The organism is Nostoc sp., from assembly GCF_036917515.1.
In the GTDB taxonomy this organism is placed as follows: domain Bacteria; phylum Cyanobacteriota; class Cyanobacteriia; order Cyanobacteriales; family Nostocaceae; genus Nostoc.
Genome location: NZ_JBALDE010000054.1, coordinates 1 through 14,608 on the forward strand (window position 1 = coordinate 1; position 14,608 = coordinate 14,608).

The 14,608-nt window shown below is 46.1% G+C and carries 10 protein-coding genes, 1 tRNA gene and 1 pseudogene; 4 read left to right on the forward strand and 8 right to left on the reverse strand.

Features of this window, described 5'->3' with window-relative positions; translation table 11 throughout:
- Positions 1 to 994 (reverse strand): annotated as a pseudogene (locus V7K89_RS06800) (CHAT domain-containing protein); the annotation flags it as partial.
- A 117-nt stretch (positions 995 to 1,111) separates the two neighbouring features.
- Between V7K89_RS06800 and V7K89_RS06805 the strand changes: the two are divergent.
- Both V7K89_RS06805 and katG read left to right on the forward strand, forming a co-directional pair.
- On the forward strand, positions 1,112 to 1,600 hold the full coding sequence (locus tag V7K89_RS06805) for a hypothetical protein (RefSeq protein ID WP_335185557.1): 489 nt from the start codon (positions 1,112 to 1,114) through the stop codon (positions 1,598 to 1,600).
- A 232-nt stretch (positions 1,601 to 1,832) separates the two neighbouring features.
- Positions 1,833 to 4,028 (forward strand): catalase/peroxidase HPI, encoded by a 2,196-nt coding sequence (gene katG / locus V7K89_RS06810; protein WP_335185559.1) that lies wholly within the window; start codon positions 1,833 to 1,835, stop codon positions 4,026 to 4,028.
- A gap of 289 nt (positions 4,029 to 4,317) precedes the next feature.
- Here the strand turns inward: katG and V7K89_RS06815 are convergent.
- Positions 4,318 to 4,389, reverse strand: a tRNA-Thr gene (locus tag V7K89_RS06815).
- Between the two features lie 33 nt (positions 4,390 to 4,422).
- On the opposite strand from V7K89_RS06815, the gene V7K89_RS06820 reads away from it, so the two are divergent.
- Positions 4,423 to 4,716 (forward strand): DUF3493 domain-containing protein, encoded by a 294-nt coding sequence (locus tag V7K89_RS06820; protein ID WP_335185560.1) that lies wholly within the window; start codon positions 4,423 to 4,425, stop codon positions 4,714 to 4,716.
- A 578-nt stretch (positions 4,717 to 5,294) separates the two neighbouring features.
- On the opposite strand, the gene V7K89_RS06825 is transcribed toward V7K89_RS06820, so the two are convergent.
- The gene (locus V7K89_RS06825) at positions 5,295 to 6,986 is read right to left on the reverse strand and encodes a DUF1565 domain-containing protein (RefSeq protein ID WP_335185561.1); all 1,692 of its coding nucleotides are present in this window, start codon (positions 6,984 to 6,986) and stop codon (positions 5,295 to 5,297) included.
- Positions 6,987 to 7,279: 293 nt separating this feature from the next.
- On the opposite strand from V7K89_RS06825, the gene V7K89_RS06830 reads away from it, so the two are divergent.
- Positions 7,280 to 7,816: an alpha/beta hydrolase gene (locus V7K89_RS06830; RefSeq protein ID WP_335185563.1), complete on the forward strand. Its 537-nt coding sequence runs from the start codon at positions 7,280 to 7,282 to the stop codon at positions 7,814 to 7,816.
- Here the strand turns inward: V7K89_RS06830 and V7K89_RS06835 are convergent.
- The 5 genes from V7K89_RS06835 to nusA form a co-directional block, all read right to left on the reverse strand.
- A complete protein-coding gene (locus V7K89_RS06835) occupies positions 7,813 to 8,010 on the reverse strand; it encodes a hypothetical protein (RefSeq protein WP_335185565.1) in 198 nt (65 codons plus the stop codon). The genes V7K89_RS06830 and V7K89_RS06835 overlap by 4 nt on opposite strands.
- 261 nt (positions 8,011 to 8,271) lie before the next feature.
- Positions 8,272 to 8,892, reverse strand: a complete 621-nt coding sequence (locus V7K89_RS06840) for a low-complexity tail membrane protein (protein WP_335185567.1) — start codon at positions 8,890 to 8,892, stop codon at positions 8,272 to 8,274.
- A gap of 106 nt (positions 8,893 to 8,998) precedes the next feature.
- On the reverse strand, positions 8,999 to 12,163 hold the full coding sequence (infB, locus tag V7K89_RS06845) for a translation initiation factor IF-2 (RefSeq protein WP_335185569.1): 3,165 nt from the start codon (positions 12,161 to 12,163) through the stop codon (positions 8,999 to 9,001).
- A 477-nt stretch (positions 12,164 to 12,640) separates the two neighbouring features.
- On the reverse strand, positions 12,641 to 12,910 hold the full coding sequence (locus V7K89_RS06850; protein ID WP_335185571.1) for a YlxR family protein: 270 nt from the start codon (positions 12,908 to 12,910) through the stop codon (positions 12,641 to 12,643).
- A gap of 149 nt (positions 12,911 to 13,059) precedes the next feature.
- Positions 13,060 to 14,337: a transcription termination factor NusA gene (nusA, locus tag V7K89_RS06855; RefSeq protein WP_335185572.1), complete on the reverse strand. Its 1,278-nt coding sequence runs from the start codon at positions 14,335 to 14,337 to the stop codon at positions 13,060 to 13,062.
- Positions 14,338 to 14,608 lie beyond the last annotated feature (271 nt).

A 14,608-nucleotide genomic window follows, 5' to 3' on the forward strand; every position in this document is an offset into this window, starting at 1 on the left:
AAGCTTCTCTGGTGTAGACAGTTAAAGCACCAGTATAAGCAGTGATCGCAATTTCGATGTTATCTGCCCTGTCTCCTTTTATTCTCTCGCTGTAGGCAATTGCGAGATTATTTTGCGTTGTTGCCCAAGATTCAGGCAAAGCTTCAGAAGTTCTGACAGTTAAAGCAGCAGTATAAGCAGCGATCGCAATTTCGATGTTATCTGCCCTGTCTCCTTTTATTCTCTCGCTGTAGGCATTTGCAAGATTATTTTGCGTTGCTGCCCAAGATTCAGGCAAAGCTTCTCTGGTGTAGACAGTTAAAGCAGCAGTATAAGCAGCAATCGCAATTTCGATGTTATCTGCCCTGTCTCCTTTTATTCTCTCGCTGTAGGCAATTGCGAGATTATTTTGCGTTGCTGCCCAAGATTCAGGCAAAGCTTCTCTGGTGTAGACTGTCAACGCGACTTCATAGCCAGTAATGGCAACTTCCATATTGCTGGCTTTGCTACCCAAAGGGAATTGCTGAATTAGATTGCTAAATGCGACAATATCTGCTGCTAAATCTTCCGCTTCATCTGCTTTCGCTTCCCCAAGTCTATTTGTCCCCCAACGGCGCAATATTTCTGCTAATACTCCATCAAGTTTGTCTGTATTCTTAGCCAGCAAAGGGTAAACTACCTGGGAATTACCACTACTGTCTGCGGTTGCTTGTATTACCTCCATCAAGAATTGGTAATATATTTGTATCTCCTCCTCACTGAGAGATTGCAAATCTACTTTATTATCTAGATTCAACCTTTCCCCTAGTTGCATTGCCAAGCTTTGCAACCAATTCGCTCTCTTCTCATCCCCTTGCTGTGAAAACCTCTGTGCTACTGCTTCTATTGTTTGCAAGAAGCCAATATCTACTAATTCTTGGTTTGCTGCCAAAGTTTCTTGGAATTCATCGTTAGTACGGCAATTCAACAGGCATTGAATGAGGTTGAGATAGGCTTGCTGACGCTGTTCATTCATGGGCAAGGGTGTGAGACGCAACTAGATCATAAGAAAAATTCAACACCAACACCCTAAATTACAGAAAAGTGTAGAATTTCATCACAAATGATGTGTTTCTGCCAATGAAAGAACCTCGTGGATGAGTATTTTTTACTTGTGAACAGACAATATACTAATTTTGCGATCGCCCACTACCAGTTTCAGGTAAAAACGAAGATGGATGCGATGCCTGTGGTGGGCCACGCCAACGCATTTATAGCTTTTGCGAACGCAATTGTTATTTCGGCGTTCGCATTTGTAGCTTTTGCGATCACATTTATAGATTTGGCGTTCGCATTTATAGCTTTTGGGTTCGCATTTATAGATTTGGCGTTCGCATTTATAGCTTTTGCGAATGCAATTGTTATTTCGGAGTTCGCATTTATAGCTTTTGCGAACGCAATTGTTATTTCGGCATTCGCATTTATACCTTTTGCGAATGCAATTGTTATTTCGGAGTTCATATTTATAGCTTTTGCGAACGCAATTGTTATTTCGGAGTTCGCATTTATAGCTTTTGCGATCGCAATTGTTACAGGACTTACGCAACGCCGATATTGTCATTGCGACCGAAACGGAGTGTAGGGAAGCAATAAGAGCGTCAGAGGCGATTACTTCTCTACGAGACGCTCCGCGAACGCTATCGCTCGTAATGACGAAATTACGTTATTTTTGCGTAAGTCCTGATTTAGAATCATAACGTTGTTTATATTTCTTTGAGATTATATTTCTCATTCAATTGCCCATGTGTTATTTATTTGCAATAGCTGCAATACATCAAAAAAATCCACACCACAACATTTGATAGGAGACACATATGAGCAGCGAAAGCGGATGCCCGTTTACAGGTGGAGGTCAGAAACTTACGGCTCGTCATGTGACGTCGAACCGAGACTGGTGGCCGAATTATTTGAATCTGAGCATCCTCCACCAGCACTCACTACGAGCCAATCCTATGGGTGAGGCATTCAACTACGCTCTTGAGTTCAAGAGTCTCGACTTAGCTGCCGTGAGGGCAGATATCTTCGAGCTGATGACCACCTCTCAGGACTGGTGGCCAGCTGACTACGGTCATTATGGGCCACTCTTCATCCGAATGGCTTGGCACAGCGCAGGCACGTATCGAATTGGCGATGGTCGCGGCGGCGCAGGCTCGGGTAGCCAGCGGTTTGAGCCGCTCAACAGTTGGCCCGACAATGCCAACCTCGACAAGGCGCGGATGTTACTTTGGCCCATCAAGCAGAAATACGGCAAGAAAATCTCCTGGGCCGACCTGATGGTCTTCGCTGGCAACTGCGCCCTAGAGTCAATGGGCTTCAAGACGATCGGCTTTGCCGGCGGGCGCGTGGATGTTTGGGAGCCAGAGCAAGACATCTACTGGGGATCTGAGAAAACCTGGCTCGGCGACGAGCGTTACAGCGACGACAGGGTACTATTGAATCCTCTCGGTGCCGTTCAGATGGGTCTAATATACGTGAACCCGGAAGGGCCAAACGGCCAGCCCGATCCGGTTGGCTCAGGACGCGACATTCGCGAAACCTTTGGTCGAATGGCAATGAACGATGAAGAAACGGTCGCGCTCGTTGCCGGTGGACATACATTTGGCAAATGTCATGGTGCGGGCGAATCGTCGTTCGTAAGTCATGAGCCTGCGGGTGCCACCATTGTGGAGCAGGGTCTCGGCTGGAAGAGCAGCTTCAACACGGGTATCGGCGTCGATGCGATCACTAGCGGTATCGAAGGCGCATGGACTTCCACTCCGACACAGTGGGACAACAGCTATCTCGATACCCTGTTTAAATATGACTGGCAGCTGGTGAAAAGTCCTGCGGGTGCACATCAGTGGGCACCTAAAAATGGCGCTGGCGCAGATACAGTGCCCGACGCGCACGATCCGTCGAAACGTCACGCCCCGATGATGACCACGGCAGACATGGCCATGAGATTAGACCCCATCTACGAGCCGATTTCGCGGCACTTCCATCAGAACCCGGATGAGTTCGCAGACGCGTTCGCCAAGGCGTGGTTCAAGCTGACCCATCGCGACATGGGACCCCGATCGCGCTATCTCGGCCCAGAGGTTCCCGAAGAAGAGTTCTTGTGGCAAGATCCCATCCCCGCAGTCACGCATGAATTAATTGATGAGCAGGACATCGCTGCTCTCAAGGGCAAGATCCTCGCTTCGGGGCTGTCTGTCTCCCAACTGGTTTCGACCGCTTGGGCGTCGGCAGTGACCTTCCGCGGCTCCGATAAGCGCGGTGGGGCAAATGGGGCGCGGATTCGTCTCGCGCCGCAGAAGGATTGGGAGGTCAACCAGCCAGCCCAGTTGGCAACGGTGCTGCAAACCCTAGAGGCCATCCAAGGGGAGTTCAACAGCTCGCAATCCGGCGGAAAGCAAGTTTCGCTTGCCGACTTGATTGTTCTGGGCGGAGGCGCAGGCATTGAGCAAGCGGCGAAGAACGCTGGGCATGATGTCAAGATTCCCTTCAAACCTGGACGTACGGATGCGTCACAAGAGAAAACGGATGTGGAATCTTTTGCCCCACTTGAGCCAAAGGCGGACGGGTTCCGCAACTACTCCAGCGGCAAACACAGCGAATCGCCTGAAGAGTTGCTGGTTGATCGGGCGCAATTGCTAACCCTATCAGCTCCTGAGATGACGGTTCTTGTGGGCGGCTTGCGCGTCCTAGGTGCAAACTTTGAAGCGTCCAAACACGGCGTCTTCACCGCTCGAAAAGAGACGTTGACCAATGACTTCTTTGTGAACCTGCTTGACCTGAGCACGGGGTGGAAGGCAACCTCTGAAGCGGAAGATGTGTTCGAGGGTAGCGATCGCAAAACGAGCTCACTCAAGTGGACTGCTACCCGTGTTGATCTCATTTTCGGCTCGAACTCTCAGCTACGAGCCATCGCGGAAGTTTACGGAGCTGAGGACTCGCAGGCGAGATTTGTGCATGACTTTGTGGCGGCGTGGGACAAGGTGATGAACCTCGATCGCTTTGACCTGGCATAGTCTGGGCGAAAAGGTCTTCGAGGGTTTCTAGGCGTAATTTCGATCGTTGGGCGATCGGGGGTCGAGGCGGGAGCAAACCTGTAAAAGTCCTGAACGCGGGTGTCAGCCAGAAAACATGAGGGCGGCATTTCAAGATAAGTTGAAACGCCGCCCTCAAAGAGTGCATTAACAGTATTTCACCGAACTGGAAAGGCGATCGCACCTTTGGAGTTAGAATGCGATCACCTTGATAATATTTCATCTGTACAATTTATGTCAAACTCTAAATATTGAGGAATACTTTCATCAAAGCCGATGATGGGATTTGAACCCACGGCCTGCTGATTACGAATCAGCTGCTCTACCACTGAGCCACATCGGCGTACACAATCTCTAAGTTTAACATGATTTAATCATGGTAGATCAAAATCCCAAAAATTGCCTTAATCCTGAACAGTATGCCAGCCTGAAAGCAGAAATAGCCGCTCCTTATCGCGGCTTCCGACAATTTTTCTACATCGCTTTCGCTGCTTCTGGCTCACTCGGTGCATTCGTCTTTTTCTTTCAAGTCCTTGCCGGACGCAATGTTGAGAGTGCTTTGCCTAGTTTAGCTCTCCAACTCGGAATAGTTGCTTTAATGGTTTTCCTTTGGCGTTGGGAACAGCGTCGGCAACAACGCCCCAATTCGGGTAAAAATCCTAATTCTTGAAGGGAAAAATCTTAGCTAGTTAATTTTTGACTACTTTCTTTTAATATATCTTTTTTTCAAATTTACTCATGCTTTTATGAAGATTAAAAGTAAGAATTCAGGATTCAGAATAGTTAAAGAATCAGAAGAACATTTGATGAATGAAATATACTAATTATTCTAGATTCCTGATAAATTCTGAATCCTGACTCCTGGGTGCTGAATCATTACGATTAAAATATCCAGAAAGAAAACATAAAAAAATTATTAGGAAATATCAAAAAGCAAAAGTTTCTGAGAAAATAGGAATCGTTGAAACGGGGTCAGCCAATATAAAGACCCTGACCATAAACCCAATCACATTTAAATGGGGTCAACTATAGCAAGGGACTGGTGACTAGGGACTGGGGACTGGGCGAAAAGTAGCTTTGTGTCTAAGTTTTATCATCTGTTAATGTCCTAACCGCCTTGGCTTTTGCTATATATTTAAAGGCCTGAAATTTTATAATTAAAAAACCCGAAAATTAAAAAACCACTAGATTGGAAGCGCCAGACTAATAAATTATCAGTCTGGCGTTTCCAATTTGCTAACTAGACATTTACTGAACTGTTACCAAATAAGATGAAGGAATTGGTTGGGCACGTCCAGCATTAACAAGTGCCTGGTAAACAAAGGCAGCAACTTCGGCTCTAGTCGCCTGACGATTAGGATTGAGTTGCTTGGCTGTGGGATAGTTGATTACTAGTTGCCGTGTAGTTGCAGCGGCAACTGGTGCGATCGCATAATTAGGAATCTGAGCAGCATCGGTGTAAAAGGAAACGACATTTTGATTACTTGCAGTTAAGCCCAAACCATTAGCTAAAGAGACCAATGCCTGCACTCTAGGAATTTGCTGCTGTGGCTTAAAAGTGCCATCAGGATAGCCAGAAACAAATTGACTCTGGTAAGCAGATTGAATGGCAGTGTAAGCCCAGAAATTGCTTGCTACATCCTTAAACTGAATGGCTGCGCGTTTAGTTGGTGGCTTTAGAGCTTTAGTGACAATAGTGGCAAATTGAGCGCGGGTTACAGGTTCATTGGGTTTAAAGCTGCCATCAGGAAAGCCCGCAATGATATTTTGGGAAGCTAAAGCTTCGATGTAGGTTTTTGCCCAGTAATTTGCTGGTACATCTTTAAAGGCAACAGGCCCTCCAGGGGGTTCAACAGTTGCAGCAACAAAATTTACGGAGCCAAAAATCTTTTTCTGATCGATATCGTTGCCAACAGCAGCAATTTGAACAGTTTTAGTGGCATTATTCACATCATAACGAGTGTTATTGCGGATAAGATTGCCACCAGGATTTTCGTTGGTACCAAGGTCGGGTGAAGCGTTGACAGTCGCTACTACTCCATCCCGTTTATTGTTTTGAATGTAATTTTTACGCAATACGGGCTTGGCTGACTCTGAGATAAAAAGACCGTCTTGGTTTTCGATAATTTGGTTTTCTACAACTAGAGGTGTGGAAGTCCCACCGATTGCAAGACCAAAACCAGTATCCTGAAATATGTTACCCCGAATTTCTCCTTGAGCAGTCTTAGCAATTGAAATCCCATTGCCTTTGTTTTGCACAAACAGGTTACTTTCAATTTTGGGATTGCCTGTACCCGTGACAAAAACACCTTCTCTAACACTGTTAGTAAAAGTACTGTTTTTGATAATCGGATTAGTTGACTCCACCCACACACCCGTACCCCGACTATTTGGGTTAGTGACGCTGACACCAGTGATCGTGCTATCTTGTTCGGCAAGGATGGTAATGTCCTGTCTAGCAAAGGTGCGACTAGTGTAGAAGCCTCCACCTGTAATCAATATCGCCTGACCTTTACTAGCTTCATCACCTCGCAGTGTCACCCCTGGTTTAAGTAAAAGCGGGAAGGTTTCACCACTTTCCTGGTTATAAGTACCAGGTGCTAATTGAATCACTGCACCTGCTTGGACTTGACTGAGAGCGAAACTGATGCTTTTGTAGGGTGCTGCCGAGGTTGTACCAGCACCAGCCCTATCTGCACCAGTTGCTGGATTAACGTAAATCGCTGCGGCAGTTGCAGGAGCTTGCACTGTATGAGTTGGGGCGATATTTTCTGGAGGAGTGGTATCAGCATTAACCTCATTAGGTAGTAGTATTGACCCACTAGAAACAACAAGTATTGCCGTTAGCCCGGCTCCTACGCGCAAAGTATACCTAAGATGACTACTGGAAAGAAGGCGAAAATTTTTCACTAGAGAAATGTAATAACCCCGATATTTCATTTTTTCCGTCTGTGATGTCTGAATTACGGTATGTCGAACAAAGTTAAAGATAACAGCGTTGTAGCTGCTCTGAAACCCATGCAAAACTATACTGGATGATTAGCACTGATTCAGCTAAATTCCCTAGATAGGTCACAGAACTTATACATTAGTTATATTGTGTTATTCAGAAAACTTTTTTAGGGGCACTATGGGGATGAGGCGATTTTTAGTATTCCCTAAAGCTATGTGCTGCAACTAATTCTGCTGGAATATCATCACAAAAAAAGCAAACCTATTGGAAATCGGGAGAAATGCGTTTTAATTTTTTAAAGCTGCGTCGCATCTTAGTTTTAGTAAGCATTATCTGTCTTCTGTTTTTGTCCACTCCCGCCTTTGCAGCAGAACGAGTAGTGCTAAAGTATGGTATCTTCCGTGAATCACTTTCTGTAGAGGAAATATCCACCTTTGCCCAAACAGGTGAACTCTCAGGTTCACTAAAAGTTAATTTAGCTTTGGCACGACAAGACCCCAAAGCCATTCGTCAATATTTAACAAAGCCTGTGAAGGTAAATCCTGTATTTTTAGATAAAGTGCTAAATAGCCAGATTGGTAATATTATTTTGGATCAAATTAGTCAAGTTATTTCTACACCCTCTCAAAGAGCAAATCAGCAAGCTTTACGAGCCGCTTTGGTACTTTCTGCGAATCAAGACGGGCAAGTGTCGCTGATTGAAATTATGAAGAATTATCCCACAAATGAAGTGGAAGTTGATGGCGATCGCTTACAGGGTGCATACCGTCAACTCCGCCACTTGCAAACAAGCTTACAAGATTTATTAGGTGTTTAGTAAGCTAAAGTTTCTAAAGTTTCTCTTAAATACCTCTGTACCTGATGTTCCAAGCGAATTCCCTCTAATTGAGCATCGCGTTCTAGTTGCCAGCGTTGAAAACCGGAACTAGTGGAGATTGCACATTTGAGGCCATACCAAATTTCAGTATCGGCAGAAAATTGGCGATCACTAGAAGCTGGAATTTGAGCCATAGTTCCTCATTCCTTTGTTTATCTTCAACGGTAACTGGATATTGGCAATGGGGCATTGGGGAGCCACTGCGGTGAGGCAGCCCCCGTATTGGTGGTTCCCGTCGATGGGGGACTGCCGAACCCGAAGGGTCTTGGGGTCTCCCCAAGTGGAGCAAGTAGCGTCATTGATTATTAGTTATTCTCCTCTGCTCCTCTGCACCCCTGCATCTTCTGATACTTATTTGTAGCCCTTTAAAGTTCAATAATATACTTTACGGGCTGCTACGAATCTGTATTTATCTTAAACAAGGATTGTAATAATCGAGGCACGATTTGATTAACTCGCACCCCTAAAATTGTGAAATCTTGTTTAATCTTTTCTAAAGATAATGGTTCTATGCCAGCAAATTCTGTGTCATTAGTCACCAAAACTCGCATTACACTCACAGGTATTTGTAAAAATAAATTGCCACCCAAAAATGCTAATCCCGCCAGCACTAGTGCAAGGCTGCGCCATTGTGGAAGGAATTTAGCTGAATTTGCTACTAATGGGGCAATTTGGTAAAGATTCCACAGTATCAAAACCGACAAGACTGCTGCCACTAATGCCAGGATACGATTTAATTTTGTATTAATTAAACAGAGAATTTTCCGCTGCCGTTCAGTCAGATTTTCTGGCTTTAGGGCTATTCCTAAAAGAGCAAATATATAAAAGGGGCGACGCAACTGCATCCATAATAGGGGAAGAATACCAATGGCGGCAACTAAGAATAGCTCCATCCAGACTGGCAAAAATGGCTCACCTACAGACAAGAACAATAAGCAGAGTACTAAAAAAACAGGCAACGTCGCTAATCCAGCGACGTGAATCCACAAAATAGGTTCAGAGCGAAATGAATGCATATTATAAAAAGTTGTGAGTTATAAAGTTAGGAGTTAGGAATTAGCAGCCTTTAACTCCTAACTCCTAATTTATCACTCCTAACTTCTAACCATTTTACCCTCAACACTATCTCGTTAAGGTGAGAGTGCGGCGCTTTGTAACCATCTGATAAGCTTCGATGATGTCACCATCAACCCAATCATTGAATTTATCGATGCCGACACCGCATTCATAACCAGCGTTGACCTCACGGGCATCTTCTTTCATCCGTTTTAGGGAGTCAAGGACACCTTCATAGATCACCTTACCGCCGCGTCGCACCCTGACTTTGCAGTTACGAACTAGCTTGCCAGATTGAACGTAGCAACCAGCAACCGCACCACGACCGACTGGGAAGACGGCACGGACTTCGGTTTGACCCAAGGGTTCTTCCACCAACTCTGGTTCCAAAAGACCTTCCAAGGCATCTTGGATATCTTCTAGGAGTTTGTAGATTACGTTATATTCCCGGACATCGACACCTGCTTCATCGGCGGCTTGTCTAGCGCCACTGGCAAAGGTGGTGTTAAAGCCGATAATTACAGCGTTACTAGCAGCGGCTAAATCGATATCTGTCTCGGTGATTTCCCCAGCCGTAGCCAACAGCATCCGAATTTGGACTTCGTTTTGCGGGATTTGCTTGAGCGCTCCCACGATGGCTTCCACTGAACCTTGTACGTCTCCTTTCAAGATTAAGTTGAGTTCTTTCAACTCGCCTTCTTGTGCTTGAGCTGAGAGGGTTGTGAGGGTAACACGTCCCTGTAACAGGCGGGATAGACGTTGTCTGTCTGCGCGATCGCTAGCGAGCGCTCTGGCTTCTTTTTCGTTCTCGAAGACCTCGAACTCGTCGCCGGCTGCTGGCACATCACTTAAACCTAATACCTCGACAGCAAAGGAAGGAGAAGCAATGTCTACTCTCTTGCCTCTGTCATCCACCATCGCCCTGACTTTACCGAAAGCCGAGCCAGCTACCAAGATATCTCCCACATGCAGGGTACCATTCTGAATTAGCAAGGTAGCAACTGCTCCCTTAGCTTTGTCCAGATGTGCTTCAATAACTGTTCCTTTGGCGGTACGATCTGGGTTAGCAGATAGTTCTGCAACCTCTGCTACCAGCAGAATCATCTCTAGGAGCGTATCCAGGTTTTCACCTCTAATTGCGCTCACGGGAACCATGATCGTATCACCACCCCAGTCTTCTGAAGTTAAACCATACTGAGTGAGTTCTTGTTTAACACGTTCTGGCTGTGCTCCTTCTTTGTCAATTTTGTTGATTGCAACGACAATTGGCACTCCCGCAGCTTGGGCATGGCTAATCGCTTCAACGGTTTGGGGACGGACGCCATCATCAGCAGCTACTACCAACACGGCAATGTCTGTTACCCGCGCTCCTCGTGCCCGCATAGCTGTAAAGGCTTCGTGACCAGGAGTATCCAGGAAGACTATTTGCTGCGGTTTGCCCTCATGTTCCACATCCACATGGTATGCACCAATGTGTTGAGTGATCCCGCCAGCTTCGCCAGCAGCCACTTTTGTTTTGCGGATTGAGTCGAGTAGAGTTGTTTTACCGTGGTCTACGTGACCCATAATTGTCACGACTGGCGGACGGCGGTGGAGATATTCTAGGTCTTCTACGCCGACCATTTCCGTGACTTTCCGAGCTTCTGCTTCTCGCTCGGCGGTTTCGACTTCTATTTCTAGTTCTTTTCCTACCAGGGTAATTGTGGGAATATCCAGATTTTGGGTAATACTCACCGCCATACCTTTAAGGAACAGGATTTTCACAATCTCTGTATCGGGAACAGCTAAAACGTCAGCTAGTTCTTGCACAGTCAACGGCCCTGTGATCGCCACTTTTTCGGGGCGATCGCGCTTTGTCTCGGCTTCTTGGCGACGGTTTTGCTGCTGGTCACGCCCAGAACCTGACTTGGAACCAGACCTGGAACCAGACTTTTTCGCTCTTGCAGTTGGGGCGCTAGCAAGAGTTGCACCTGCTATCTGTACAGGTCGAGTCGCTTTCGGTTTGGGAGGACGAGCGATGGAAAGGCTGACTTGGACTGTGGCTGGTGAGTCGATATCGTCGTCATCCAGCAAATCTTCTTCAAACTCATCATCAAGTATGGGTTTGATTCGCTTGCCTTTAACACCAGATTTTGCCTTTTCTTTAACCTCGTCAATTATTTCTTCTTCTACCCACTTTTTGCCGCCTTTGGTCGGTCGAGGCGGACTTGGGCGTTTCAAATCGAGGAGATCCGGTGTGACTGGTTCATCACCCAATCCTTGAGATTTGCTCGCTATTCCTGATATCTGTCTGGGGGGAGTAGCGATCGGCATTGCGGCTGCTACTGCTTCACCTGGACGTGCTGGTCTAGGTCTTTGCCCTTCTCCTGGTTGCGATGGAGCAGATGGTCTATTACCCCTCTGTTCTGGTCTGCTGGGTGCAGGAGTGGGACGACTTGTTCTTTGTGGTGCAGATGGTGGAGACTGGTCTGTTGGCAGTTTAGCGATTCTTGGCTTAATTTGCTCGCGATCGCCTTCTGCGGGTCGTTGCCGTTGGTCGCGTTTAAGGATCGGTTTATCTGCCTGAGATACTGGTGGCTCGTCTGTCACCTGCGCTTCTTCCGCCGCAGGTCTGGCTGGAGGAGCAACTAGTTGTGGTTTGATCGGTTTTTCCGATTTTGGTCTGGGTGGAACTATTTTTTCCGGTTTTTGGGATGCTATTTTTTCCGGTGCCGGATTTGGATTATGCGTTTGTTGCAAGTCAGCAATCAAAGGTTGCTCTTGAGTCTCAGATTGAGTCCGGGGCACAGGTCGAGTTGGTGCTGCCGGTTTTTGGGGTGAGACTGGTGTAGCGAAAGGCCGTGGCGGAGAGGGAGGATTAGCTTCAGACAAGGCAGCTTGGGTATTGTTAGCAAGTGACGCCTCTGGGGCGTTGGGAGTAGTATTTCTCAATATTTTGGGTTTGCGTATTTCCAAAATTTGCTGTTTGTGGGGTGCAGCAGGTCGGTTACGTCCGCCGTTGGGTGGTGAATTTGGCTTATGGCTGGTTGTACCTAGTTCCTTTTTGGCTGACACATTCGTAGCTGCTAGCTTTTCTGCTGCCGCCCGGATGTTTTCTGCCTCGGATTCTGAAATCGTGCTGCTATGGCTTTTGACCGCAATATCGAGCTGGTCGCAAATTGCTAGTAGCTCTTTGTTATCCAAATTCAATTCCTTTGATAATTCATAAATTCTAACTTTGCCGTTGTTCATCCACTCTTCCCCTTTAATTTACAGTTTTAGCGGATGGTTGCCTGGGAGTGCGACATCTCCATCCTTGGATTACTGTTTTTAGGTTGCCGTTCAGTTTTTGCCGGTGCCTCCAATCAGGAAAGAGAGATGTTTCGGTTTAATAATGGCATCCCCACCAGGAATGATGGTTGAGGGATACCCATAAAAATTTCTTAAATAAAAGATTTTTATAGGAACCCTTGACGCCGAACTGCGCCTGAGCGCTACCAGGTTGCCATTTTGTAGCTTCTTGTTTTGTTGATTCTGAGTCTTCCACAACACAATCGATTACATTTTGTTCTGGGAATGTTGCCTCGACCCTCTTGTTATTTGGACCGAATGCGTTTTACACCCATTTACTATTTTGGCATTAACCTTGACAATCAACAGAGGGTGTGATGAGAGCGCGATTTCGGTCTACACAATTTCTCTGATGATTAGGTTACAAAGTTGTTCCAACTAAATTTGATTTTGGGTATTACTGCGGGCTAGACGTTGCGACAAGCTTTGGTACAGTGTTTCTGGCACTGATGCATGTAGCGATCGCCCTAGTCGATTTTTTTTTTGAGCTGCTTGTAAGCAACTCGTTTCTGGACAAATATAGGCGGAACGCCCCATGCCCTGATCTAATTGTACCTTTCCCGATGGAAAGACGCGGACAATCCGCCAAAACTCATCTTTTGAGCTTACTTTACGGCAACTAATACAGCGCCGATAATTTGGTTTCATTCGGTTCTCTGCGATCTCAGTCCAGGATTTTGGATGTAAAAAGAAGTTTATTATTACTATTTTTTACTTATACCAAGTAGCTTTTGAGAAAATAATCCTTGAGACTAAGACTACAGTCTACGGTATCAAAACTTTACAAAATTAATCAATTATTCATCATCGTTATTGTCAAAACTATCTTCCTCTTCTAATTCGTCCTGATTTTCATTTTCAAATTCTTCCTCATATTCAAGATCCTCTTCCTCTGATTGATATTTTGTTCTGACAGCTACAAATTTGGCATCTTCTCCTGCATAGTCATACTTAGCTTTGTCTTTGATGTCTATTTTCCAACCAGTTAGACGGGCTGCTAAACGGACGTTTTGTCCTTCTTTACCAATAGCCAAACTCAATTGATCTTCAGCCACAAGTACGTGAGTTTGTCGCGATTCTGGGTCCATCAGTCGTACTTCATCCACCCGTGCTGGACTTAAGGCATTAGCAATGTATGTTGCTGGATCGGGTGACCAGCGAATTACATCTATTTTTTCACCGCGTAATTCATTGACTACTACTTGAATTCGCGATCCCCTGGCTCCAATACAAGCGCCAACTGGGTCTACATCGCGATCAAGAGTATCTACTGCTATTTTAGTCCGGGGGCCGACATAACGGGAAGGGGGGTTTGCCTCCCTAGCTACGGCAACAATCCGTACCACCTCATCTTCGATTTCTGGGACTTCGTTGGCGAAAAGATAAACTACCAAACCAGCATCAGCACGAGAGACAAGTAACTGTGGGCCTCGTTGCTGACCTTGGGAGACTTTTTTCAGATATACCTTGAAGGTGGCATTCGCTCGATAATTATCGTTGGGCAACTGTTCCCGCTTCGGTAATTCGGCTTCTACTTCTGGCTGACCAAAGCCGCTGCTAACTGCTAAAACCACTGATTGCCGCTCAAACCGCAGGACTCTTGCTTGCAGAACAGTTCCTTCTAAATCTTGGAACTCTTCTTGCACCATCTGGCGCTGTTGATCCCGTAACTTTTGTGCCAATACTTGCTTAGTTTGCATCGCCGCCATCCGACCAAATTCTCCTTGGTCGGGGGTAACATCCAGCACTACAGAGTCCCCTAACTGCGCTTCGGGAGCGACTTGTTGAACTTCATCTAGGGAAATTTGGTGGTCTGTGTTATCTACTTCTTCAACAATGGTTTTAGTGGAAAGAACGCGAAATCCTTCTCCTTCAATATCAAGTTCAACTTCAAAATTTTCAAAATAATCTTCGTCAAATTGTTTGCGCTCTAAATTTTGGGCGCGGCGATAACGTTCATAGCCTTTGAGTAGTGCTTCTCTAATAGCTGATTGAACTGCAAGCCGGGGTAAATTCCGTTCACGACTTATACTTTCAATTAATTCCTTTAATCCAGGTAAAGTAACCATTGACATAAGCAATCTCCTTTAAAAATTAGGAACTAGAGACCGGGCATTGGGAGCCAGTGCGTTGGGCGGGCAATGAATGCCCGACTTGTTCGCTCTTAGCGTTCTCGTTCGCGCAGCGTCTCCGTTAGGAGAAGGGTAGCAACTGACGTCATTGGGCATTAGGTATTGGGCATGGGGAAGAGGACAAGGGGACAAGGAGAATTGGAGACAAGGGGAAAAACTTGTTGTAAGTTCTTACCTTTTGTCACCTTGTCACCTTGTCACCCTTGCTCCTCTG

Excerpts from the sequence above, each read along its gene's own strand:
- katG (WP_335185559.1), top strand. The coding sequence starts at position 1,833 with ATGAGCAGCGAAAGCGGATGCCCGTTTACAGGTGGAGGTCAGAAACTT.
- V7K89_RS06820 (WP_335185560.1), top strand. The coding sequence starts at position 4,423 with ATGGTAGATCAAAATCCCAAAAATTGCCTTAATCCTGAACAGTATGCC.
- V7K89_RS06825 (WP_335185561.1), bottom strand. The coding sequence starts at position 6,986 with ATGAAATATCGGGGTTATTACATTTCTCTAGTGAAAAATTTTCGCCTT.
- V7K89_RS06830 (WP_335185563.1), top strand. The coding sequence starts at position 7,280 with ATGCGTTTTAATTTTTTAAAGCTGCGTCGCATCTTAGTTTTAGTAAGC.
- V7K89_RS06835 (WP_335185565.1), bottom strand. The coding sequence starts at position 8,010 with ATGGCTCAAATTCCAGCTTCTAGTGATCGCCAATTTTCTGCCGATACT.
- V7K89_RS06840 (WP_335185567.1), bottom strand. The coding sequence starts at position 8,892 with ATGCATTCATTTCGCTCTGAACCTATTTTGTGGATTCACGTCGCTGGA.
- infB (WP_335185569.1), bottom strand. The coding sequence starts at position 12,163 with ATGAACAACGGCAAAGTTAGAATTTATGAATTATCAAAGGAATTGAAT.
- V7K89_RS06850 (WP_335185571.1), bottom strand. The coding sequence starts at position 12,910 with ATGAAACCAAATTATCGGCGCTGTATTAGTTGCCGTAAAGTAAGCTCA.
- nusA (WP_335185572.1), bottom strand. The coding sequence starts at position 14,337 with ATGTCAATGGTTACTTTACCTGGATTAAAGGAATTAATTGAAAGTATA.